Origin of the sequence: Candidatus Solincola tengchongensis (genome assembly GCF_015711935.1) — a bacterium.
GTDB classification, from domain to species: Bacteria; Actinomycetota; Geothermincolia; order Geothermincolales; family RBG-13-55-18; genus Solincola_A; species Solincola_A tengchongensis.
Genome location: NZ_JACVJJ010000051.1, coordinates 1 through 24,041, shown reverse-complemented (window position 1 = coordinate 24,041; position 24,041 = coordinate 1). Strand labels below are relative to the sequence as shown.

Below are 24,041 nucleotides of genomic sequence, written 5' to 3'. Positions count from 1 at the left end.
TGCCGCCGATCCGCGCTCCGGGCGAGCCCTGAGAGGGCGGACCGGTCCGCAGCATCTTCTCCGGGTTGTCCTTGGTCACGATGTTTCAACGGTTTTGAGGTATTTCGCTCCGCCTCGCCGCACGGGTTCATCGAAATAAAAGCATGTCCCTGACCGGCCCGGATTTTGGCCTCAGGCGATGCTCGCTGCCGCTGGCTGCGCTTCTCTCGAGGGTTCGGGGTCATGGTGATCCCGAGGCGGGTTTCCTAGGGTGTGGGTTTTTGAGCGCCGAGTCCTGGACATGCTTTGCTCATCAGGGATGTCCCGACGGCCGGAAAGGCGTGAGTCAACCTGTCCGCACAGGCAGAGAGGGCGGACCAGGCGGGTCCAGAAAGGGGTGGCCCATGTGCCCTCGGTTCCGAGAGATGCTCTGCCGTTTCAACAGGCGCTTTTCGGGTTGAAAAAGGTCGAGCACCCCCTGATCTCATGGTTGGCGGAGTGATATCATGAATCGGGTCGTATTGAATAGAGGAAGTGGGATGGATTAAGCGGTAGATATTTGATGAGGCATGTGGATCTCGCCTCGATGAGAGGGTCTAGGCGCCTCTTCCGGGAGCGAGTCGCGACGGCGGTGAAGCGGGGCAGGACATGGTCAGAGGGAGAGAGCTGGCTTATCTTGAGGAGACCGGTGAGGAGATCCAGGCGCTGTGGGTGCGCGGGCCCATGGTCGCCGTCCTCTCGGCGCTTCTGACCTGCGCTGGAACCCTGAACGTGGCCGCGTTCCTGAGCGACAACCTTCGGGGCCTGGTTGGAAGACTGGGAATATTTGCCATTCCTTTAGGCGCTCCCTCACGGCCTTTCCTGCTTCTGTCGGGGCTCTGGTTCCTTTTCCTGGCCTATCAGATATGGCTGAAGAAGAAGGCCGCCCGTTATGTCTTAATGGGATGGCTGCTGTTGAAAGCCGCCTTCTCCTTCGCTTTCCACCGTCAGGTGATGGTACCCTTTCTGACCCTGGCCTTCCTCCCCCCACTCTGGGCCTTCCGCGGGGAATTCATCGTCGAACCCGATTCCAGAGCCTCCCGCCGGTTGAGAACATTGGCCCCCCTCTTCCTGGCCGCCTTCCTGATCCTGGTGGGGGCCGGTTTCTGGATACTGCGGCGGGATCCGAACCTGCAGGGGAACGTTTCCGCCTTCTTCCGCTACCTCGCCGGAACGGTTTCGGCCGGCTTTCAGACCGGCGCGCGCGGCGGGGCGGCCCTTCTGGGACGTCTATCCACCACTCTCTTCTATATCGGGTTCCTGTGGTGCGCGGCGCTCCTCTTTCGGCCCCACGGGGAACCGTCGCCTCCTTCGGAGGAAGAGTGGAGGAGAGCGCGCCGGCTGGTGGAACGATACGGGTCGGACGGCATCGCCTATTTCAACCTGCGGAAGGACAAGAATCTCTTCTTCCTTGACGGGAGGTCTTTTCTGGCCTACCGCTGCTGGGGTGGGACGGTCCTGGTGACGGGGGATCCGGTGGGTCAGCCGGGAAGCGCCGCGGAGACAATGGTCCGTTTCCGGAACTTCTGCTTCTCCAGGGGATGGCGCCTGGCCTGCCTGGGGGCCGGCCCCGGACACCTGGAGGTGTACGAGGGCATGGGGCTGAGAAGTCTGTGTTACGGCGAGGAAGCCGTGGTTGAATTGGGAGATTTTACCTTAGAGGGCAGGAAGCACAAGTCGCTGCGCCACGCGGTCCGCAAGTGGGAGAGGATGGGAACCCGTATGGAGTTCATGTTCAACGCCGGTATCCCCTCCCACTTGAGGCACGAGCTGCAGGACATATCCAGATCCTGGCGGGGAAACAACCCCGAGACCGGGTTCTCCATGGGCTTGGGAAGGCTGCTGCATTCCGAGGATCCCGATTGCCTTCTGGCCGTGGCTTACGACCGGGACGAGAGGCCCATAGGCTTCGCTTACCTGGTCCCCATATATCCACGTTTGGGATACTCGCTGGACATCACCCGCATCGACCGCAACGCCCCCAACGGCCTCAACGATTTCATCTTCGCCAAAACGGCCCTCTTTCTCAAGGAGCGGGGCTACCGCCTTCTCTCCCTGCACTTCGCCGCTTTCTCCACCCATTACCGTAAGGACCGCGAGGGAGGTGGCAGCTCCGTGGTGCGGGGGTTGTGCCGCCTGGCGGACCTCGTCCTCCCGGTGATGTCCCTTTACGAGTACGACCGCAAGTTCCAACCCCGCTGGCAGCCGCGCTACCTCTTATTCGAGAGCTACCTCGATCTGCCTCGTGTGGGGCTGGCCGCCATACGCGCCGAGTCCTTCCATCGACTAGCCAGACGGGCGAGAAAGCCTATGCGGCGAGTCGTCGAAGGCCGGATGCGATGAGCGAGGTCCTTCCCGAGCCTCTCCCACTAGCCGGTGAGGGTTGACGTTCCCGTCTCCCTCGGGTGTATCCCCGCCTCTCTCGCTATGGAGACCCCCTCTCCCATGTCCATGAGCCTCGGTGGGACTCGATCACGGGGAGAGGGGAGCGTGTTCATGCCTAATAACGGAACCCGGCCCCCAGGGCTATGAGGTTCATTACCACGGGGACGGCGTAGATCCCGCCCATGAAGAGCAGCTTGTTCCTCAGCGACTTCATGTCCAGCATGAGGTTGACGGCCGCGAACCAGTAGAAGTAGCCCAGGAGGAAGATGAGCCAGATGCCGGCGAAGCTGCGGTTCCACCAGGGATACTCCCATACCAGCAGGTCCCCCAGGTTGAGGAGCACCTCTATGAAGACGCAGAAGGCGGCGAAGAAGAGGGCGAAGAACCAGCGGTTGGGAATTCCCAGTATCTTCCTCTCCCGGTCCGGGAGAAGGGAGTGGTAGTACACCAGCCCCAGGAGGAGGAAGGTGAAGATGATCTCCAGGTTCCAGCCTATGGTCATCCGGAAGGCGGTGTCCCCGGGCGTGGTCCACACCGCGGAGCGCTTGGTGAAGTGGAACACCCACCCGTTCCAGGTCTCGTTGAAGAAGTCACAGCCGAAGACCACCAGGGCCGCCAGGAGGGGGTCCCAGTTCCCCGTCTCCCGCGAGCGCAGGACCTGACGGGCATAGACATAGGCCACCAGCGCCAAGAGGGGAACGGCGTACCATTTCAGGGTGTGCAGATCCCGCAGACCCTCCAGCGCCCTCCGCGAAGCATCGGTGAGTTCCGGATACATGGCTCCCTCCCGATTGTCCACTAGGCCTTTGAGCTACCGCCTTTTTCCACCTATTCATTTCTCCGTAGCGCGGTTTCGCCCTTCCCTTCCGGCCCCCGGCTTCCTTCCCCGACTCCAGAGGACGCTCGCCGGTATCTTCGCGGGGGTTCGCCTCACCCTTCCGTACCCCGGCGTCTTTCCGCCCCCATTGTTTCCCCGCGAGAGAGAGGAACTCCTCGCCCAGGCGCGGGAGGTAGGGAATGGTATCCGCGGGATGTTTAGGCCTTCCCCACCAGGGAGAGGAAGTTCCCCGCGAAGACCAGCTCCCGTTCCGCCTCGGATAAGGGAAGGGCTTCCACCCAGCCCTTTATCCACCCGTAGTCGTAGTCCTCCCCGGGAGCCTGCTCGCCGTAAGGGCCGTCCGTCCCGTAGAGGCATTTTCCGGGGCCGAGGAATTGCACGGCTCTCCGCACCAGCCCCGGGTTCAGGTAAGGACTGGAGAGGTCCACGTAGAGCCCCTCCCTGTCCCGTATGTAGCCCCAGAGCTCCCGGTAGTAGGGGATGCCGGCGTGGGCGTAGATGATCTTGAGACCGGGGAATCTCTCCGGCAGCAGGCGGTAATCGCCGCTTCCGCGCCGCGACCCCAGGTGCACGAGGAGGGGACGGCCGTTCTCCCGGCACCAGGAGGCCACGGGCAAAAGCCTCTCCACCGGGTAGCGGTGCCAGAAGGGATGCGCCTTCACCCCCACCATCCCCGGCCGACCGGCCCACCTCTCTATCTCCTTTACCGGGTCGGGATCGACGGCCGGGTTGACGAATATCCATCCCAGGAACCTCTCCGGGTGGCGCTCCACGAGCTCCGCCACCGTGGCGTTGTCCGGGCGCTCGATGACCCGGTACTTCTCGTGCAGGATGTGGAAGTACCCCCGGCTGTCGATGAGCAGGGCGTCGTAGAGGAACCTCCCGAGGGGGTTGGCGTGCACCAGGCAGGCCCGCAGGAAGGAATTGGAATATCTCTTGATCCTGCCGCGCAGGGAGAAGGGTTCCACCATGGTGGGGACGAGGCAAGCCCTGTCTATCCCGTGGCGGTCCATGGCGGCGAGCAGCCTCTCCGCGGGGAACATCCTGGGCTCGTAATGGATGTGGCAGTCGACGATCATGAAGACCCCCTCGTGTTTCAGCGGAAACATTCCTCCAGGAAGGCCCCGAGGTCCCGGTTGACCTCCTCCGGGCACTCCAGCATGGTGTCGTGGCCGCGCTCCTCGTAGACCTTGAGCCTGGCTCCGGGGATCATCGCCGAGGTGCGCTCGCTGGACCTCCGCGCCGTGAGCCGGTCCACGCTCCCCACCAGGACGAGCACGGGCACCTCTATCCTGGAAAGGCTTTCCGGGTCCACGTGGTAGTCCAGGCAGGCCTTCATGGCCCGCACGAAGTCGGGCAGGGGCGTGGAGAAGATGAGCTCCCGCTGGAACTCCACCTCGTCCGCCGGGGGCCTCTTTCCGAACGCCGTGTAGCGGGCGAAGAGGTAAGCGGGTGCCGTCCTTCCGTAGAGCTCCCAACCCCTCTGGGCCACGGGCAAGTCGACGGCCATGAGGTCCAGGAGGGTGGAGAGGGGAACGGGGTAGAGGCGCTTCACCAGCCCGCCCAGGACGATCCCCTCCACCACGTCCACGCCGGAGGAGTCCACGAGGACCAGGCCCTTGAGGCGGCCCCGGTAGCGCTCGGCGAAGCGCTCGTGCCACTTGAGGGTGGTGAAGCCGCCCATGCTGTGGCCGCAGATGACGAAGGAGGGCGGGTCGAAGGCTTCCACCACCGCCTCCAGGTCCTCGGCCAGGCGCTCCGTGCTCTGGTCCCGGCTGGCGGGAGTGCCGGACTTGCCGTGCCCGCGCAGGTCCAGGGAGACCACGCGGTACCTGTCCCTGAGGAACGCCCTCTGGTAGCGCCAGATGGTGTGATTGCAAGCCAGCCCGTGCACCAGGAAGACGGTGGGCCCCTCCCCGCAAGCGTCGGCGTAGATGGGTGTCCCGTCCGCGGAGCGGATGCCCGCTCGCGGCTCGCCGTCGGGAAGAGCGGGCGGGCGCGTCTGACCGGCGGAGCGACGGTGGTCGGCCTGCCTCACCGCCGCCGCCGTCCCGTACATGCCCACAGCGCCCAGGAGAGCTCCCTTCAGCAGTCTTGCGGAAAACCACTTCACCGTCATTGACCGTCACCCCCTATATGCCTCGAACATTGCACTGGCCGGAGCGTCGTAAAGCGGTCACACCGGATTCTCCAGCCCCATGTCGACTGCTGCGCGGTTGTAATTTTCTCACATTTCTACCGGAGTCAAAAGCAGTGTCCGCCATGTTTCTGGACTTGGGCGTCTCCGCGAACCCTTCCCGTCGAGGTTGAGAGGCAAGGCGCTGCGGCGGCAACGGGAGACCGGAATGATTAGCGGCCCCTTCGCCTGGAGAGATATTTAATGGTGAAAATGGTGAACCACGGCGGGGCGGGAGCATCGCGGGGAGGCAAGGACGGGCCGCCAAGCGGAGGGACGGAAGGATTCGCACGGGAGGGGGTGGCGATGTCCGGCAAGAAATGGGTGTGGATGGCCCTTGAGGACGTGGCGGTGGCGGCGGCGGCGCGCGCCTGGACCACCCGGGACCGGCACCTCCAGGTGACCCCGGTGGGCATGTACGGGAGCCGCGACCCGGAGGAGCTCAACCGGAGGCTGCGGCCGGAGGACGACGCCCTCCACCCTTACGAGGGCCGCCTCTACTGGGAGTGGTGGTACTTCGACGCCCAGTTCGAGGACGGGCACCGCTGCGTCCTGGAGCTCCAGTACCCCAACCTTCTCAACCCCCTGGCCCGCCAGTGCTGCATGCTCTTCAACGTCTACACCCCGGACGGGCGCCGGCTGAACAACATCGTGCCCTTCCCCGCCTCGGAGTGGCGGGCCTCCCGCGAGACCTGCGACGTGGCCATCGGGGAGAACACCATAAAGGGGTACTACCCCGAATACCGGGTACGTTTTCGGCATGGGGACCTGGCCTGCGACCTCGTCTTCACCAACCTCCTGCCGGGATGGACCCGGGGGACCGGAGAGGTGATGTTCGGCAGGCCGGAGAGGAAGCGGGTCTTCGGGTGGGTGGTGGCCCAGCCGCGCGCCCGGGTGGAGGGGACCCTCACCGTGGACGGGGTCACCCACCGGGTCAGCGGCCTCGGCTACCACGACCACAACTGGGGGAACGCCTTCCTGCCCCTCTACGTGTCCCACTGGATATGGGGGCGGCTCTTCCACGAGCGCCTGACCATGATCTTCGCCGACGTCAACACCTCCCGCCGCTGCGGACGCATCCGCGTCCCCGTGCTCTTCCTGGCCCTGGACGACCGCATCGTCCTGGAATCCTCGCGGGTCGACTTCCGGGTCGGAAATTACCGCAGGGATTCCAAAGATTACCAGGTCTACCCATCCGAGGCGAGTTTCTCCTTCGCCGAACGTGACGTCTCCGGAGAGTTCCATCTGCGGGTTAAGGAGGAGATGGAGAACGTGATGACCCTGGCGGACAGGCTCCCTGCCCCGGCCCTGAAGCTCTTCGGGAGGGCCGTGGCCGGTCCCGCCTACTACCGCTTCCTCTCCGATTACCGGGGCCGGGTGAAGGTGGGCGGGGAGGAGCTGGAGCTCGCGGGGGAGACCCACTGGGAGTACATGATCCTCTCACTGCGATGCGGGCAGATTCCCAAACCAGGGGTGACATTACCCCTGTGAAGGTCTCCCTCTTCTTTTACCGAAACGGGAGGGAAAGGGAAAAATTTACCTCAAGACCCTTCCCCTCTGAGGGTCGAATTCTTACTGTCTCCAAAACCGTTCAATCGAGGCAGGTCGTAGGTGGATAACGTGCGGCGTGCTGGTTTTTCCACGTCCAAGAGCGGGTTTGTGGAGTACCTGCAGGAAGTGCGAGACTGGTTAGAGCGGGATTGTTTTGAGGTCGCATGACTCCCATTTTGCGTACAAGCCCTGAGTCGGGTGAAATCCACCCGCTTTGAAGGTGAGCTTCCCGCGCGAAGGTTAAAATTCAACTTAGAGATGGATATGATGCGGAATGGGTTCATCGGGACACGTTTTGTCCTACCACGCCGCAGGGAGGTCCCGAAGGTGAGGCGACCTTGACCGGAGAGGGCGGCACTCAACCGGAAAGCACGGCACAATGCAAGAAAACCTTTACCGCCGGGCAGTGGGGTTGGAGGCGCCGGAAAAGGGATGACATGACTATTGGATGGCGGGAAGGAGACACGCTAGGAGCCCTTCGCCTTGAGTGCATGCCCTCTCCTCCAAAAAGGTCTGGTAGGATATGGCAGGAGAACGGATCATGACCGCGGGTTACCGGGAAGGCCATCGGGACGATAACCCGTTCATAAGGGTGTTGAGGGGCGATTCGCCGGTTGTGCTCTCCGCGCCCCACGGGGGCTGGGAGATCCCGGAGGTACTGCGTCCCTTCGCCGACCCGGAGGAGAAGATAGACCTCCACACCGACCTCCTCCTTGAGGAGGTGGCCGCGGAATGCGAGGCGCGCGGGTTCGCCGCCTCCGGCGTGGTGGCCCTCTTCGCCCGCGGCGTGCTGGACCTCAACTGGGGGCGCGAGAGGACCAGGGGCGTGCCCGAGCTGGAGGAGCTCTTCGATGCCTACTACCGGGCCCTCCATCGGGTGGCGGATGCCGCGGTGGAGAGACACGGTTTCGCTCTGGTACTGGACATCCACGGCTACGACGACGGAGGTGGCTCCGGAGGCCGGCATCCCTTCCCGCCCGACACCCTGGTCTTCGGAACCCGGCGCGGGGAGCTGGTCCCGGGGTGGTTGAGGCCGGCCTACGACGCCTTCCGGAAGAGCCTCCAAGCCTCAGGTTTCCCCCTCTTCCCCGCGGAGGGCTTCAACGAGTACACCCCCTTCGTCGGCGGCTCGGTGGTGGACAGCTTCCGGGGCCGGCGCAATGTGGCGGCGGTCATGCTGGAGATCCCCCGGGGGATAAGGCTGGACGCGAGGAAGCGGAACGCCCTCGCCTCTGCCATGGCCCTGGCTCTCGCCGCAGCGATTGGGGCCGGAGGGAGTATGATCGGTTGAGGGTGGATCGTCAGGACTGAGCATAGGCGAGATGTGCTTATCGTGCAAAGATCATGTTCAAAAAAACCGCCCGCTCGATGCAACGGAAAAGGAAGTCAGCGCGATCTGCTTATCGTGTAAGATCATTTCTTCTATCCCGTTCTTCGCGCGTTGGCACATTGGAGTTGTAGCCTCGTTTTTTTTCGCCGGCAGGTTGGGGCCGTAGCCTCGTTTTTCGAAAAGACTTCGTCTCATGAGCCTCCGACAATTCCTTTTTTCGTACGGAGATCGAGGACGTAGGGCGCTGCTCTACCGCACATCGAGGAGGTATCCATTAGAGACGCCGGCCGAACGGATGTAGGAATAAGCCCTTTGGTCGTTGTGCGGGAAGGTGGAGCCCATGCCGGGAGCGTCCAGGAAACTCACGCCGTCCTCGAGGTGGGGGAAGGATGAAAGGCCTTCACGGCCTGCACGTATATTCGGTTCCCCGGGCTCTCTTTTTCGTGACCAACTCGTAGATGCGCTTTAGGGAGACCCGCTCCTTGCGGCCGTCCAGGTAGTGTACTTGAGCTGCAGGCTCCTCTCCGGAGCGAAGGAGGATGTTGACCGAGGTGAGGGGCATGACGGAGCTGGGCAGAAGACCCATTCCCAGCAGGCTGTTTATTAACGTGGTCTTGTCTCGCTTGAACTGGCCCATGACCAAGATATGGAAATGGTCGGACTCCAGTTTTTTCGTCCAAGCCTCTAAGGGCTCGATCAATCCCAGGGAACGCGCTCCCTTGCCAGTCGCGCGAAGAAGTCCAGTTTAACCTCTATCTCTTCTGCCAGGCCTTTGAAACCTTCCATCTTCGCGCCCTAAATTTGAAAACTCCTATCGCCGTGACGGCAGAAGCTATCGGCCACTTTCGGGCACACGGCGAGCTTCGTCACCGATTCGGTCCAGTAAACCTCTTCTGAGTATGTATATCGTAAGCTTCATATACTGCCGGTATTAGATGTCGGTAGGTTTGGCGGGAGTGCCCGGACCGATCTGCGCCGGCGCCCAATTCCCGTCCTGACGGAGAAAAAGCGTTTCCAAAGTCAGGTTTTGATCTTGTCTGAAGAAGGTCACCTTGCCCCACTTGGGGTCCATGACGCTGATCTTGATCTGCGTGATCTGGTAGGACTGGGCGTCCCCCAAGGTGTTCTTCGCATATTCCTGGGCCGCCTGTCTCAGCAGGGCTTCATCCACCGAGGAGGCTGGGACTTGCATAGGTACGAGGCCTGGGTAGTTGGTGGTGGCGGATCCCTCCGGCTGTTTGGTTTGGGTCTTCCCATCTTCACTCGGGATAAGCGGCTCTTGCCCGTCTTTCTCTTGTCTCTCCTCGCGGACGTCCTGCGGTTCTTCTTCGGCCCGGTCAGTATCATTGCGCTCGCCTCTGTCCGAGAGGGCCAAGATGCTTACCGTCACCGCCGCAGCGGTGACCGCGAGTGCACAGACCAAGATGGTGGATATCACGATCTTCGTTCTACGGCTCATGGTCTTCATCACCTCCATCGCGTCTGGTCGGGATCGACCTGCAGCCACCTTCCGATATTTCAAAAAAACAAAAAAATCGTGGAGGTACGGTCCCTACCTTACCCCTTATTTCCTTATTTTGACGCTTGAAATGATGTTTGATTGTCGGACATCCAAGAGAGATCCATTTTAGTGATACCCGAATGGTCTTGTTTCTAAACGTCGGAAGGACCCGCTTCCAGGCACGTGCCATCCTTCCCTTTTGGTTCTGATCGGATTGATCAAATTGCAGATTTGATTCGCAAATTTCTGAAGATCGAGATACGACCCTTTTGTCGTCTCTGGATGGTATAAAAATCCTGCAGGGTGCTTCCGAAAATCGTGATCGGGTGAAATACGCCCCGGAGGTCTCCTCCGGGGATCAACGTTCGGGGGTGATTTGCATGATCAGGCCCTTCGATTCCCTGGACGACGCCTTCTGGGTGGGCGAGATCATCGGGTTCGTCGCCGACAACACCCGGAGGTGCCGCAGCTGCGGGGACGAGGTGGCCTTCGACGAGGAGGGTTTCGAGGACTACCTCTGCCCGCGCTGCTTCGCCGAGGGGTATCCCGATGACCTCGACGACGAAGACGACGAGGACGACTACGATTACGAGGGCTGGTGAGCGATGCACCGTTCTTGAACGGATGGGCTTTTGCCGGTGTTTTCCGAATTCGGAAATATATGTGCAAGGTTAGATGAATTGCCGGCAAGCATGGGAAACATCGCCATCGCATGCGAAGGTCCGTTGCGAAACCTTGTGGTCGAGGGGAACGGTGCAGGCAAAACAGGGGAAGGGAAGGTAGACGTTGGCCAGGATGATACCCGAGGTCAGGGTGGAGGGGGTCCCCCGGGGAGAGAGGCGTTTCTACCAGTACCTGCGGGACGGGCTCCCCGGCGACTACACGGTCTTCCACTCCCTTCCCTACCTCTCCGCGGGGGAGATGGGCATATACGAGCACGAGATAGACTTCCTCGTCGTCCACCGCAAGAAAGGCCTCCTCGCCTTCGAGGTCAAGGGAGGCGAGGAGATAATCTACCGCCCCCGGGAGAGGAAGTGGTTCTCCGTCCCCGCCTCGGGCGATAAGCGCCACGAGATAAAGGACCCCTTCGAACAGGCGCAGGGCAACATGCACTGGCTCAAGGAGGAGATCCTCAAGCGCGGGGTCTTCCCCGGGGCGGACGAGCTCCCCTTCGCCTACGGTTACGCCGTGGCCTTCCCCGACGCCTCGGTGCAGACCAAATACTTCCCTCCCCACGCCCTCCCGGAGCTGGTCATCGACCGCGACGGCCTGGACCGGGTTGGGGAGAGGGTGGAGGAGATCATGTCCCGCATGCGCCGCCAGGGAAGCCGGGCCATGACCGAGCAGGAGTACAACGACCTCTACAACAAGTTCCTCCTCCCCGAGTTCCGCCTGACCGTCTCCATCGCCCGCAGGATGGAGGACGAGGAGGCGGAGATACTGAGGCTCACCGCGGAGCAGTGCCGCATCCTGGACGTCCTGAAGAACCAGAGGCGGGCCCTCATCCAGGGGTACGCCGGGACGGGCAAGACCCAGCTCGCGGTGGAGAAGGCCCGGCGCCTGGTCGCCGAGGGCCTCTCCGTCCTCATCCTGTGCTTCAACCGCCCCCTGGCCGCCTACCTCCGCGGCCAGCTCCGCCCGGAGGAGGGAAGGATAGACGTCTACAACTACCACGACCTGTGCATCCGCCTGGCCGACCGGGCCGGGCTGCCCTACGAGATTCCGGGTCCGGAGGAAAGCGCGCGGCGGCAGAGCTTCTGGGCCGAGGAGGTCCCCCGGCTCCTGGAGAGGGCCCTGGACGTCCTGGACATCCGATACGACGCGGTGATCATGGACGAGGGGCAGGACTTCAGGCGGGAATGGTCGGAGAGCGTTCTCAAGCTCCTGCGGGACAGGGAGGAGTGCCACCTCTACATCTTCTTCGACGAGAGGCAGAACCTCTACCACGGGGAGGACCTGCAGTTCCCGGTGAGGGGCGAGCCCTACGTCCTGAGCGAGAACTGCCGCAACACGAAGAGGATATGCGAGGCCGCCTGCCGCATCGGGCAGATCGACCCCCAGGACTACAACTACGAGCGCAACCCGGAGGGGGAGGAGGTGCGCTTCCTCCCCTACCGCGACCCGGGCGAGCAGCCCCGGATCATCGAGGGGGAGGTGGCCAAGCTATTGAAGAAAGGCGTCCGCCCGGGGCAGATCACCATCATCTCCCCACATATTAGGGAGAAGAGCTGCCTGGCCGGCGTGGAGGAGCTCGCCGGTTGCCGGGTGGTGGACTTCGAGGATGAGGAGAAGCCCCCCGACGCCCTGGTCTTCTGCACCCTCAAGCGCTTCAAAGGCCTGGAGTCCGACGTGGTCTTCTTCTGCGACATGGACGGGAGGTTCCCCGTCCACGACCGCAAGGACCAGTACGTGGCCGTCACCCGCGCCAAACACCTCCTCTACGTGGTCCACGACCGGGCGTGGAGCCCCCCGGAGGAGTGAGGCGTAAGAAGTGAGGTATAAGAAAATCAAAAAGGAGGAGTGCGGGAATAACGCGCCTTTAAACGCATCGTTTGACTAAAAAATTTAGTCGGTTGACTAAAATAGTTGGTCGGAGGGGAATCATCCGTCGAAGGGAGAATCATGAGCATCTTCGAGCTGAGAGACGCGGTCATCGAGGAATACCGTGAATACACCCAGAGCTTTCTCACCATCCAGGACGAGAGGATACGCGACTTCGTGCACCGGGAGCTGGTGGAGAAAGGAACGCTGTGGCCCCCGGCCCTGGTGCAGCTCAACCCCTCCTACAGGAAATCGGTGCGCGTGGAGCAGCTGGTCGCGGAGGGCAAGCTCCACCCCGATTGCGCGGACATCTTCCGCGACCGGAACGGAGATTCCATCACCCTCTTCCAACACCAACTTGAGGCCATCGAGACGGCTCTCTCCGGTAAAGGCTTCGTGGTCACCAGCGGGACCGGATCCGGCAAGAGCCTCACCTACTTCGTGCCCATAATAGACGCCGTCCTCAAGGGAGATCCGCAAAAGAAAAAGGTATGGGCCATCATCGTCTATCCTATGAACGCTCTGGTCAACTCGCAGCTCACGGCCCTGGACGAGCTTGCCCGTGGTTTCCAGGAAAGGACCGGGCGGGAGTTCCCCGTCCGCTACAACCGCTATACCGGCCAGAACCTGGAGGAAAGGCCCTCCATCCAGAGGGAACCCCCGCATATACTGCTCACCAATTACGTGATGCTGGAGCTCATGCTGGTTCGCCCCGAGGAGCACATCTTCGTGGACCGCGCCACGGCAGGCGTGAGCTTCCTCGTTGTTGACGAGCTCCATACCTACCGGGGGAGGCAGGGGGCCGACGTCGCCCTCCTCATCCGCCGCCTCAAGGAGAGGTGCGGGAACCCGGACCTCATATGCGTGGGCACCAGCGCCACCATGATTGCCGGGGGCGACTCCACCCCGCAAGACAGGCGCCGGGTGGTGGCCGAGTTTGCGGAGAGGGTGTTCGGGTCTCCCTTCCGACCCGAGCAGGTCATAGAGGAGAGCCTGGAGTCCGTGACCTCAGGACCGGAAGCCCCCGATCCCCGGGAGCTCCGGGAAGCTGTCACCTCTCTTCTTCCCGACGAGCCGGATACTTTCCTGAAGAACCCCCTGGTGGCCTGGGTGGAGTTCAACTTCGGCCTGGCGGAAGAGGAGCCAGGCCGCTACCGCCGCCGACCGCCCATCAGCCTGGAGGAGGGCGCCGCCATGCTGGCGGAAGAGACGGGTCTGAACGAGGAAGAATGCCGGAGGGCCTTGAGCGAGGTCTTTCTTAAAGGCGCGTCTTTGCGGAACCCCGATGGAGAACCCCTCCTTTCCTTCAAGCTCCACCAGTTCGTTGCCCAGGGCAACCGCGTCTATGCCACCCTGGAAGCGCCTTCCAAGAGGCGGCTGGACATGGAAGGCCGTCCCTTCGCCGAGACGGACGGCGGGGTTCTCCCGCTCTTCCCCCTCAAATTCTGCAGGCTGTGCGGTGTCGAATACTACGAGGTGGAGCACGACGCCGGGGAATCCGCCTTCTACCCCATGAGCGACGATCTCGACCCTTTGAAGGAGGACGGCGAGCTCAGGGAGAGAGGTTACCTGCTGCTTTCCCCGGAGGACCGCGAGTTCGAGTGGGGACCAGAGAACCTCCCCCAGGAGTGGCTGCAGGAGAACGGTAGGGTCAAGAAGGAGTACCGCGATTACGTGCCCCGGGCGGTCTGGGTGAGTCGGGATGGAAAGTACAGTTCGGCTCCGGTCGAGGACGGCCTCAAGGCCTGGTTCCAGCCCCAGCCGTTTCGCCTCTGCCTGAACTGCGGGGTCTTCTACACGGGCAAAGGAAGCGAGTTCAGCAAGCTGACGGGTCTATCCAGCGAGGGCAGGAGCTCGGCTACCACGGTCATGGCCCTCTCCGCCTTGGAGCATGCGCCCTTAGGCGACGTCCAGGAGAGAGCCCGTAAGATCCTCAGCTTCACCGACAACCGGCAGGACGCAAGCCTGCAGGCCGGCCACTTCAACGATTTCGTCCAGGTGGGCCTCCTCCGTTCCGCCATCTACAGGGCGGTGAAGGAAGCCGGTCCGCTCCGCTACGACCAGGTGGCCCACAAGGTGGTGGAAGCTCTAAACCTGCCCTTCAGGGAGATAGCCGCCAACAAGGAGCTACTTCCCGAGACCCCACAGGGAAGAGACGTCGTGAGGGTCTTCACCGAGCTCGTGGAGTACCGCATATACGAGGACCTGCGCCGCGGCTGGCGCTTCGTGCAGCCCAACCTGGAGCAGTGCGGTCTGGTGCGCATCGGCTACCTGGGGCTTGAGGAGCTGTGTTCCGACGACGAGGCCTGGAGGGAGCTTCCGGCCTTCGCTGATCTCGAACCCGGGGAGAGGAAAAAGATACTCACCGTGCTCCTGGATCATCTCCGGCGTAAGCTGGCCATCCGCGCCTCCTGCCTTCAGGAGTTCGACCAGCAGCAGTTGAAGAGGCGTGTGGGGGAGTACTTGGACGAGCGCTGGGGTTTCGAGGACGAGGAGCGGCTGCGGCCGGCCACCCGGTTCGTCCTTCCAGGCCAGGAGGAAAGTATTTCCAACAGCTACAGCCTCGGCGAGAGGAGCCTGGTCCGTCGTTACTTGAGACGAGTCCTCCCGGCCTTCGACTTGGACTATGCGGCCAACATGAACCGGCTGATGGACATCCTCTGCGCCCACGGCCTTCTGCGCCGGGGAAGCGAGAGAGGGGTGTCCTACGTGCAGGTGGAGTCCTCCTCCCTGGTGTGGGAATTGGGAGACGGAACTCCTGCAGGAGAGCCCATCTACCAGAGGCGGTCCGAGGATCCCATTTACCGCAAGGCGGAGATTGAGGCCAACCACTATTTCGTGGATTTCTACTCCCGCTCGACCGAGTTTCTTCACCAGGTCGAAGGCCGGGAACACACCGCCCAGGTGGACTACGAAAGGCGCGAGGAGCGCGAGGCTCGCTTCCGGGAGGGCGAGCTGAAGTGCCTCTTCTGCTCCCCCACCATGGAGTTGGGCATCGACATCGCCGACCTCCAGCTGGTGCACATGCGCAACGTGCCTCCCACTCCGGCCAATTACGCCCAGCGCAGCGGGCGTGCCGGCCGCAAGGGCGATCCCGCCCTGATACTCACCTACTGCGTGGCGGGCAGCGGACACGACCAGTACTTCTTCCACCACCAGCGGGAGATGGTCTCCGGTGCGGTGCAGCCCCCGCGCATCGACCTCTCCAGCGAGGAACTGGTTAGGGCACACCTCCACTCCCTGTGGATGGCCAAGACCGGGCTTTCCCTGGGGCGCTCCATAACCGAGATAGTCGACGTGCGGCTGGAGGGATATCCCCTCGTCGAGGACGTCGCGCATAAGATCCGGCTTGGAGACCGGGAATTCCAGGAGCTTTTCGAAGAGGCCGGGCGCATATTCTCAACCTGCTACCCGGACCTGGAAAAAGCCCCCTGGTATAGCGAGGAGTGGCTGGAGAAGGCCCTCCGGCAGGCCCCGGAGGAGTTCGACCGGGCTTTCGACCGCTTCCGCGAGCTCTACCGCGCAGCCGATCGGCAGTGGGTGGAGGCCAACGAGGTCCTCCGCTATCCGACCGGGAAGAACGAAGAGCGCCTGAAGGCCAAGAGCGACCGGGACGAGGCGGAGCGCCAGAAACAGCTCTTGGAAAACATCACCACGTCATACGAGGAATCGGATTTCTACCCCTACCGCTACCTGGCGAGCGAGGGATTCCTCCCCGGGTACAACTTCCCTCGCCTGCCTCTCACCGCCTTTCTCCCCCGCAGGGGCGGCGGCGACTACATCTCCCGGCCTCGCTTCCTGGCCCTCTCCGAGTTCGGGCCGGAGAACCTCATCTATCACGAGGGAGCCAAGTACCAGGTGAGGAGCCTCCGGACCTTCCTCGCCGACCTTGAGAAACGGCTCCTGAAGGCGAAGTTGTGCAAGGTGTGCGGGTACCTTCACGCCGACGAGAGCGTGGAGATATGCCACAACTGCGAGACCCGCCTCTCCGGCGACGACTACGTCATCGCCACCCTTCTTGAGGCCACCGGGGTCTATGCCCGTCGCAGGGAGCGCATCACCAGCGAGGAGGAGGAGAGGCAGCGTTACGGTTACTACATCAGCACCCATTTCGAGTTTGCCCCCACCACCGGATCGAGCGAGGGGCGCATACCCGCCTCTGTGCTGGATGCCGCAGGGAATCCCCTTCTCAAGCTGGTCTACGCCCCTTCCGCCACCCTCTACCGCATAAACCACCGCTGGAAGAACAGCAAGGATGACGGCTACCTCCTCGACATGGACACAGGGGAGTTCCTCTCCCGCAGCGCCGGGGACGAGAGGAGGGCCGCGCAGGCCCGCGTGGAGACCGTGCGCCTCTTCGTGCGCGACACCATGAACCTCATGCTCATCTATCCGGGAAGCGAGGACCAGAAGCTCACCAAGGAACACCTGGCCACCCTGGAGCACGCCCTGCGCCGCGGCCTGGAGAGGGTCTTCCAGCTGGAGCCCAGCGAGCTGGCCTCGGAGCGCATCGGGGAAGGGGAGAGGCGCGGCATCCTCCTCTACGAGGCCGCCGAGGGCGGGTACGGGGTGCTGCGCACCCTGGCGGAGGACCGGGACGCCTTGGCCCGCGTGGCCCGGGAAGCCCTCGCCGCCTGTCACTACGACCCGGTCAGCCTCGAGGACTTGGACGAGGAATGCTCCAGAGCCTGCTATGACTGCCTGCTCTCCTATACCAACCAGCGGGACTATCCCCTCCTCGACCGCGCCTTGGTGAGGGACTTCCTCGCCGAGCTCTCCCGCTCCCAGACCCAGCCCATCGTCCGGGGCAGGGATTACGAGAGCCATTACCGGTGGCTGCGCGCCCTCACCGACACCCGCTCCGAGCTGGAGAGGAAGTTCCTCGACCACCTCTACCGCACGCGGCGCCGCCTTCCCGACGACGCCCAGCGGGCCCTTGCGGACCATCCCGGCACCGTCCCGGATTTCTTCTATGAGAAGTACACCTGCGTCTTCTGCGACGGGTCCGTGCACGACGAGCCCGCCCAGAGGGAGAAGGACGAGAGGGTGCGGGGCGAACTGGAAGAACTTGGTTACCGGGTCATCGTCATCCGTTACGATAAGGATCTGGAGGAGCAGGTATCCAGGTATCCCGACGTCTTTGGGGAGGCTGGAGCATGAGCGAAACCTCTTTCGGTGTGGGGTCCATCGTGCGCTGCCGCGAGCGGGAATGGGTGGTCGTCCCTTCCCGGCAGGAAGGGGTGATCATGCTGCGCCCGCTCTCCGGCGCGGAGGAGGAGACCTGCGGGGTATCCGTGGAGCTCATGAAATACGGGGTGGACACCATAAGTTCCGCCGACTTCCCCCTTCCGTCGCCCGAGAAGGCGGGTGACGCCACCTCGGTGAGCCTTCTCTTCGACGCTGCCCGGCTCATCCTGCGCGACGGGGCGGGACCCTTCCGTTCCCTGGGCAAGGTATCCGTCCGCCCCCGCCCCTACCAGTTCGTGCCCCTGCTCATGGCCCTCCGCCTGGACCCAGTGCGCCTGCTCATCGCCGACGACGTGGGGGTGGGAAAGACCATCGAGGCCGCGGTGGTGGCCCGCGAGCTCATCGACCGCGGCGAGGTGAGCAGGCTCTGCGTGCTCTGCCCGCCCTATCTCTGCGAGCAGTGGCGGAAGGAGCTCGCCGAGAAGTTCCACCTTGACGCGGTGGTCGTGAGCTCGGGCACCGTGAGCTCACTGGAGCGGCGCCTCCCGCCCGGAGACCACAGCGTCTTCGGCTACTATCCATACATGGTGGTGAGCATCGATTACGCCAAGAGTGAGCGCCACCGCCACAATTTCCTGGCCAACTGCCCGGAGCTGGTCATCGTGGACGAGGCCCACGGTGCGGCCCGCCCCTCCGTGCGCTCCGCCGCCCAGCAGCAGCGCCACGCGCTCCTCCGCGAGGTCGCTGGTAATGAAAGCCGCCACCTTATCCTCCTCACTGCCACCCCTCACAGCGGGGTGGAAGAGGGCTTCCTCTCGCTTCTCGGGCTCCTGGACCCCTCCTTCGAGGAGCTGGACGTGTGGCATCTTTCGGAGAGAGAGCGCGACCGCCTGGCCCGCCACTTCGTGCAGCGCCGCCGCGCCGACGTGGTGGAATGGCTTGGGGAGAAGACTCCCTTCCCGGAGCGCATTGCGGAGGAAGCGGACTACGAGCTGTCGCCGGCCTACCGCGAGCTCTTCGAGGGAATATACGAGTTCAGCCGCGAGCTGGTGGCCTCCGGGGAGACCCTCACCGGCTGGAGGAGGCGCATCCGCTACTGGACCGCCCTGGCGCTCTTACGCTGCGTCATGTCCAGCCCCGCCGCCGCCGTTGCCGCCATCGGGAAACGCTTGAAGGGCCTGGGGGAGGAGGGAGCCGAATCCCTTTCGGGGGAAGAGGGGACAGACTCCCTGGGCGAGGAATATCTACCCACCATCTACGAGACCGAGGACCGGGAGCCCTCGGACAACCAGCCCAGCGGCATCATCGAGGACGGGTCGGACCAGTTGACCGACAACGAGGCCCGCAGGCTGCGCGCCTTCGCCCGGCAGGCGGAGAAGCTAAAGGGGAAGGACGACAACAAGATGGAAAGATGTGCCGGCATCATCCGTGATCTCCTCAAAGAAGGATACTCGCCCATCGTCTGGTGCCGCTACATCGCCACCTCCGATTACGTCGCCGACGAGCTGCGGCACCGCCTGGAAAAAGATTACCCGGATCTGCGCGTGGTCTCCATAACCGGCGTCCTCCCCGAGGAGGAGCGCAAGCTCAAGGTGGAGGAGCTCTCCGCCCACCCCCGCCGCGTGCTCGTGGCCACCGATTGCCTGAGCGAGGGCGTCAACCTCCAGGAGCATTTCAACGCCGTAGTCCACTACGACCTGCCCTGGAACCCCAACCGGCTGGAGCAGCGTGAGGGCCGGGTGGACCGCTTCGGCCAGACCAGGGAGAAGGTCAAAGCCGTGCTCCTCTACGGGCGGGACAATCCCGTGGACGGGGCGGTGCTCGAGGTCCTTTTGCGCAAGGCGCGGAGCATCCACAAGGCCCTGGGCATCTCCGTGCCCGTTCCCGCCGACAGCGAGACGGTCATGGAGGCCGTCCTGCAGTCCCTTTTCTTCCGGGGCAAAGATGCCGCCCAGATGCAGCTCTTCGACGCTCCCCAGGCCCGGGACATCGTCAGGCTTTGGGACGAGGCGGTGGAAAGGGAAAAGGAGAGCCGCACCCGTTTCGCTCAGCGGGCCATAAAACCCGATGAGGTTGACCGGGAACTGCGGGAGACCGACTCCGTCCTCGGAGACCCGGACGCGGTGCGCGGCTTCGTCCTCGAGGCTTGCCGGAGGATGGGGGTGAGCGTGCGCCCGCGCAGGGACGGGACCGTCCTCCTCGCCTCCACGGAGCGGCTTCCCGAGCCGGTCCGCGAAACCCTTCCCGCCGGCGAGTGCCGCCTGTGCTTCGAGGCTCCACCTCCCGAGGACGCTATCTATGTCGGGCGCAACCACCCATTCGTCACCGCTCTGGCACGCCGGCTTCTCGAGGAATCGCTGGCCGGAAAGCCGGAGGCCCTAGCCTCCCGCTGCGGGGTCATGCGTACACGAAAGGTAGACAAGCGCACCGTTCTCCTCCTCTTGCGCTGCCGCTACACCCTGAGGCTGCCCGAGGGGAGGGAGCTCCTGGCCGAGGAAGTGCTCCCTCTGGCTTTCACCGGCACTCCTCCCGAGGTGGTTTGGCTCCCCCGCGAGGATACTCTGCTCCTCCTCCGTGAGGCAAAGCCGGACGAGAACGTCGCACCGGGCGAGAGGACGGAGGTCCTGGAGAGGGCCCTTTCCTGGTACCAGGAAATGGAAAATGAGATCGGCACGATTCTCCAGGAGAGGGCCAGGTCCCTGCAGGAGTCCCACCGCAGGGTGCGCGAGGCGGCGCGCGTCGTCCGGCGCGGCCTGGCCCTTACCCGCCACCTGCCCCCGGACCTTTTGGGCGTCTTCGTCCTCCTCCCCGTCCCCAAGGGGGTGAGGGGATGAGCCGTTTCCCGAGCTTGCGCGTGGAGGGAGGCCTCATCTCCTCCGACCTCATCGACCGCCTAGCCGACGGGGAGGTGCCGGGGCAGAGGCCTGGGGACTTCGGCCTACCGGAAAGAGCCAGTTTCATAGACGAGGTCTCCGAGGTCTGGGGTGCCGCCCGCCGCTATTACGAGGTCTTCCGTTCAAGACTGGAGCAGATACCCGCGGAGGACATGGCGACGACCGCAACGCGCGACCTCTGGGTCATCCCCCTCCTGAGCCTTCTCGGGTACGAGCTCACCTACCGGCCGCGGGCCCAGGTGGTGGACGGGCTCACCTTCGCCGTGAGCCACGGCGCCTCCCCTGGAGAGGACGCTCCTCCCGTGCACGTGGTAGGGTGGCGGCAGGAGCTGGGAAAGCTCCCTCCCTCCGGCCGACCCCGCCTGGCCCCCCACGTCCTCTTGCAGGAGTACCTCAACCGCACCGAGCACCTCTGGGGCGTGGTCACCAACGGCCGCATCCTCCGCCTCCTCCGCGACAGCCAGCTCCTCTCCCGCCAGGCCTACATCGAGTTCGACCTGGAGGGGATGTTCGAGGGGGAGAGGCTCTCCGACTTCGCCCTCCTCTTCCGCCTGGCCCACCGCACCCGGCTTCCCCGCGGCATGGACGACGCCCCTTCCTGCCTGCTGGAGCGGTACTATCAGGAGAGCCTGGAACAGGGAGGCCGGGTGCGCGAGCGCCTGCGCGACGGCGTAGAGCGCGCTTTGGATATATTTGGCAATGGGCTCCTCGCCCACCCGGCCAATGCGGGGCTTCGCTCCAAGGTGGAATCCGGGGAGATCAAGCCGGAGGACTTCTACCGGGACCTCCTCCGCCTGGTCTACCGCCTCCTTTTCCTCATGGTGGCCGAGGAGAGATCCCTCATCTCCCCCTCGCCCGTCTATCTCGAGCATTACAGCCTGGAGCGCCTGCGCCGCCTGGCCGACCTACGCCTGCCCGAGGAGGACCACCAGGACCTGTGGCTCTCCCTGCAGGCCACCTTCGACCTCTTCCGCAAGGAGGAGCTGGGTTCCCTTCTGGAGGTCCCGCCCCTGAACGGCGACCTCTTCCACCCCTCACCGCTCGACCGCTGCCGCCTCTATAACCGCGACCTCCTGGCCGCCCTGCGCGAGCTCTCTACCTACTCCGAGGACCAGCGCGCCCCTCGCCGCCGGGTGAATTACTCCGCACTGGACGTGGAGGAGCTGGGGAGTGTCTACGAGAGCCTCCTCGAGTACCACCCCGTCTTCCTGAAGCAGGAGGGGAGGCCCGCCTTCCGCCTGGTGTGGGGGACGGAGCGCAAGACCACCGGTTCCTACTACACCCCTCCCGAGCTGGTCAACGAGCTGGTGAAGAGCGCCCTGGTGCCCGTGCTCGAGGAGAGGCTGGCCGGGGCCAGGACGCGTGAGGATAAGGAACGTGCCGTCCTCTCCATCCGGGTGTGCGACCCCGCCAGCGGCAGCGGCCACTTCCTCCTGGCCGCCGCCCGGCGCCTGGGGAAGGAGCTGGCCCGCGTGCGCACGGGGAACGAGGAGCCGGCCCCCGAGGAGGTGCGCTCCGCCGTGCGCGACGTCATCTCCCACTGCATCTACGGGGTGGACAAGAACCCCCTGGCCGTGGACCTCTGCAAGGTGGCCCTGTGGATAGAGGGTCACGCCGCGGGGAAACCCCTCTCCTTCCTCGACCACCGCATCCGCTGCGGCGACTCCCTTATCGGGGTGTTCGACCTCAAGGCGCTCGAGGAGGGCATCCCCGACGGCGCCTTCGATCCGGAGGCGGACGACGACAAACCCCTGGCCAGGGAACTCAAGAAGAGGAACAGAGTGGAGCGGACCAAACTGGCGGGCCAGCTACCATTCGCCATCGACTTCGGGGAGGAGGCAGCCTCGCTCGCCGGGGAGCTGGATGTACTGGACCGCATTCCCGACGACACCCCGGAGCAGGTGCGCCGCAAAGAGGAGGCCTTCCGCCGCCTCCAGGACAGCGGTTCCCGCTGGTGGCGGGACAACACCGCCTGCCACCTCTGGACGGCGGCTTTCTTCTCGCGTCTCAAGCCGGAGGACGAGGCTGTGAGGCGCATCCCCACCACCGAGGTCCTCAACAGCTACCTTGCTGGCCACCCTGTGGATGCCCGCTACGAGGGTGCCGCCTGGGAGCTCGCCTTGCGTCGCCGTTTCTTCCACTGGCCCCTCGAGTTCCCCGAGGTCTTCCGCGACGGCGGCTTCGACGTGGTGCTCTGCAATCCTCCCTGGGAGCGCATCAAGCTCCAGGAGCAGGAGTTCTTCGCCACTCGAGACGCCGAGGTCGCCGACGCGCCCAACAAGGCGGCACGCGAGCGCCTCATCAGCCGGCTGCCCGAAAAGAAGCCGGAGTTGTGGGAGGAATACCAGGAGGCCCTCCACTACGCCAAGGCCCAGGGGAAGTTCTTGAGGCACTCTGGTCGTTTCCCGCTTTCTGCACGGGGGGACATAAACACCTACTCCGTCTTCTCCGAGCTCTTCAGCATGCTGGTCAAACCCTCCGGTAGAGCGGGCGTGGTCGTCCCCACCGGCATCGCCACCGACGATACCAACAAGGTCTTCTTCTCCCGCCTCGTGGAGAAGGGGCGCCTCGTGAGCCTCTACGACTTCGAGAACCGGGAGAAGATATTCCCGGCGGTTGATAGCAGGCAGAAGTTCTGCCTCCTCACCCTCCGCGGCGTGGACCGTCAGGCGGACGGCCGGGACTCCCGCCTTATTGCGGATGCCGCTGGTGCCTCCGGTGGCAGGAGATCTGTCGTAGAAAGTAAAAAGGTTGAGGCTTCTGCCGGGGACGGTGGCGGGCTCCAGGCGGGACGTGCCCCTATGCGCTTCGCCTTTTTCCTCACCCGTGCCGAGCAGCTCAAGGACCCGCGCCGCACCTTCGAGCTCGCCGCCGAGGACTTCGCCCTCCTCAACCCCAATACCCGCACCTGCCCCGTGTTCCGAACTCGTCAGGACGCCGAGCTCACCAGGTACATCTACGAGAGGGTGCCCGTGCTGGTGAACGAGAGGACGGGCGAGAACCCCTGGGGCGTAAGGTTCATGACTATGTTCCATATGTCCAATGACTCACACCTCTTCCGCACCCGTGAGCAGCTGGAGGCCGCCGGCTTCCGCCTTCACGGCAACCGCTTCATCAAAGGCGAAGGCGACACCCGCGAAGTCTGGCTCCCCCTCTACGAAGCCAAGATGATACACCAGTTCGACCACCGCTTCGGCACCTACGAAGGCGTCACCTCCCGCTCCAGCACCCACCTCCCCACCCCCACCCCATCCCAATATGCCGACCCCTCCTACCTCCCCCTACCGTGGTATTGGGTGAACGAAAAGGAAATGAATACAAGGCTAAAAGATTATAGTAGAAAATGGGTACTTGGATTTAGAAATGTAACTAATATAACTAATGAGCGTACAACAATTTTCACTTTAATTCCGAGATTAGCTGTTGGCCAGTTGCTGTCTACAAAAAGTAGGCACCCCATCCCGACAAAACCTCAACACGCTATCCTCTCATGTCCCGCAAGCGCCTTGAGGACGTCCTTCACCCAGGGGTCTCCGCTCCTTGTCTCAAGAAGCGGCATGTGCTTTTCGAGCCAGGCTTCGGGATTCCTCCTCACCTCCTTTCTGAGGGAGGCCATGGCC

13 protein-coding genes are annotated in these 24,041 nt (G+C 63.6%); 8 read left to right on the top strand and 5 right to left on the bottom strand.

The genetic code is table 11. The features are described from left to right. The first annotated feature begins 627 nt into the window (after positions 1 to 627). Positions 628 to 2,361, top strand: coding sequence for a bifunctional lysylphosphatidylglycerol flippase/synthetase MprF (locus tag H7007_RS04300; protein WP_287153337.1), 1,734 nt, complete (start codon positions 628 to 630; stop codon positions 2,359 to 2,361). 157 nt (positions 2,362 to 2,518) lie between these two features. Here H7007_RS04300 and H7007_RS04295 read toward each other — a convergent pair whose 3' ends face one another. The 3 genes from H7007_RS04295 to H7007_RS04285 all read right to left on the bottom strand — a co-directional run bounded on the left by H7007_RS04295 (position 2,519) and on the right by H7007_RS04285 (position 5,360). Further along, positions 2,519 to 3,181 carry an AF_1327 family membrane protein gene (locus H7007_RS04295; RefSeq protein WP_287153335.1) on the bottom strand — a complete coding sequence of 221 codons (663 nt, stop codon included), beginning with the start codon at positions 3,179 to 3,181 and terminating at the stop codon, positions 2,519 to 2,521. 257 nt (positions 3,182 to 3,438) lie between these two features. Then, complete coding sequence (locus H7007_RS04290; RefSeq protein ID WP_287153333.1) at positions 3,439 to 4,350, bottom strand: amidohydrolase family protein; 912 nt, start codon at positions 4,348 to 4,350, stop codon at positions 3,439 to 3,441. Beyond that, positions 4,338 to 5,360, bottom strand: coding sequence for an alpha/beta fold hydrolase (locus H7007_RS04285; RefSeq protein WP_287153331.1), 1,023 nt, complete (start codon positions 5,358 to 5,360; stop codon positions 4,338 to 4,340). The genes H7007_RS04290 and H7007_RS04285 overlap by 13 nt, the downstream gene beginning before the upstream one ends. 363 nt (positions 5,361 to 5,723) lie before the next feature. Here H7007_RS04285 and H7007_RS04280 point away from each other — a divergent pair, with 363 nt between their 5' ends. Then, positions 5,724 to 6,908 carry a lipocalin-like domain-containing protein gene (locus H7007_RS04280; RefSeq protein WP_287153330.1) on the top strand — a complete coding sequence of 395 codons (1,185 nt, stop codon included), beginning with the start codon at positions 5,724 to 5,726 and terminating at the stop codon, positions 6,906 to 6,908. Positions 6,909 to 7,509: 601 nt separating this feature from the next. Then, positions 7,510 to 8,259, top strand: coding sequence for an N-formylglutamate amidohydrolase (locus H7007_RS04275; protein ID WP_287153328.1), 750 nt, complete (start codon positions 7,510 to 7,512; stop codon positions 8,257 to 8,259). Between the two features lie 439 nt (positions 8,260 to 8,698). On the opposite strand, the gene H7007_RS04270 is transcribed toward H7007_RS04275, so the two are convergent. Next, positions 8,699 to 8,998: a dynamin family protein gene (locus H7007_RS04270; protein ID WP_287153326.1), complete on the bottom strand. Its 300-nt coding sequence runs from the start codon at positions 8,996 to 8,998 to the stop codon at positions 8,699 to 8,701. Between the two features lie 231 nt (positions 8,999 to 9,229). After that, a complete protein-coding gene (locus H7007_RS04265; RefSeq protein WP_287153324.1) occupies positions 9,230 to 9,766 on the bottom strand; it encodes a hypothetical protein in 537 nt (178 codons plus the stop codon). Between the two features lie 413 nt (positions 9,767 to 10,179). Between H7007_RS04265 and H7007_RS04260 the strand changes: the two genes are divergently transcribed. The 5 genes from H7007_RS04260 to H7007_RS04240 all read left to right on the top strand — a co-directional run. Next, the gene (locus H7007_RS04260; RefSeq protein ID WP_287153323.1) at positions 10,180 to 10,401 is read left to right on the top strand and encodes a hypothetical protein; all 222 of its coding nucleotides are present in this window, start codon (positions 10,180 to 10,182) and stop codon (positions 10,399 to 10,401) included. A 193-nt stretch (positions 10,402 to 10,594) separates the two neighbouring features. Next, on the top strand, positions 10,595 to 12,280 hold the full coding sequence (locus H7007_RS04255) for an NERD domain-containing protein (protein WP_287153361.1): 1,686 nt from the start codon (positions 10,595 to 10,597) through the stop codon (positions 12,278 to 12,280). A gap of 141 nt (positions 12,281 to 12,421) precedes the next feature. Beyond that, the gene (locus H7007_RS04250; protein WP_287153321.1) at positions 12,422 to 17,500 is read left to right on the top strand and encodes a DEAD/DEAH box helicase; all 5,079 of its coding nucleotides are present in this window, start codon (positions 12,422 to 12,424) and stop codon (positions 17,498 to 17,500) included. Next, a complete protein-coding gene (locus tag H7007_RS04245; protein WP_287153319.1) occupies positions 17,497 to 20,361 on the top strand; it encodes a DUF8741 domain-containing protein in 2,865 nt (954 codons plus the stop codon). The genes H7007_RS04250 and H7007_RS04245 overlap by 4 nt, the downstream gene beginning before the upstream one ends. Beyond that, positions 20,358 to 24,041, top strand: a 3,684-nt coding sequence (locus tag H7007_RS04240; protein ID WP_287153317.1) for an Eco57I restriction-modification methylase domain-containing protein, incomplete at its 3' end; no start/stop codon positions are given. The genes H7007_RS04245 and H7007_RS04240, both read left to right, overlap by 4 nt.

Excerpts from the sequence above, each read along its gene's own strand:
- H7007_RS04300 (WP_287153337.1), top strand. The coding sequence starts at position 628 with ATGGTCAGAGGGAGAGAGCTGGCTTATCTTGAGGAGACCGGTGAGGAG.
- H7007_RS04260 (WP_287153323.1), top strand. The coding sequence starts at position 10,180 with ATGATCAGGCCCTTCGATTCCCTGGACGACGCCTTCTGGGTGGGCGAG.
- H7007_RS04250 (WP_287153321.1), top strand. The coding sequence starts at position 12,422 with ATGAGCATCTTCGAGCTGAGAGACGCGGTCATCGAGGAATACCGTGAA.
- H7007_RS04255 (WP_287153361.1), top strand. The coding sequence starts at position 10,595 with ATGATACCCGAGGTCAGGGTGGAGGGGGTCCCCCGGGGAGAGAGGCGT.
- H7007_RS04295 (WP_287153335.1), bottom strand. The coding sequence starts at position 3,181 with ATGTATCCGGAACTCACCGATGCTTCGCGGAGGGCGCTGGAGGGTCTG.
- H7007_RS04285 (WP_287153331.1), bottom strand. The coding sequence starts at position 5,360 with ATGACGGTGAAGTGGTTTTCCGCAAGACTGCTGAAGGGAGCTCTCCTG.
- H7007_RS04265 (WP_287153324.1), bottom strand. The coding sequence starts at position 9,766 with ATGAAGACCATGAGCCGTAGAACGAAGATCGTGATATCCACCATCTTG.
- H7007_RS04290 (WP_287153333.1), bottom strand. The coding sequence starts at position 4,350 with ATGTTTCCGCTGAAACACGAGGGGGTCTTCATGATCGTCGACTGCCAC.
- H7007_RS04275 (WP_287153328.1), top strand. The coding sequence starts at position 7,510 with ATGACCGCGGGTTACCGGGAAGGCCATCGGGACGATAACCCGTTCATA.
- H7007_RS04280 (WP_287153330.1), top strand. The coding sequence starts at position 5,724 with ATGTCCGGCAAGAAATGGGTGTGGATGGCCCTTGAGGACGTGGCGGTG.
- H7007_RS04245 (WP_287153319.1), top strand. The coding sequence starts at position 17,497 with ATGAGCGAAACCTCTTTCGGTGTGGGGTCCATCGTGCGCTGCCGCGAG.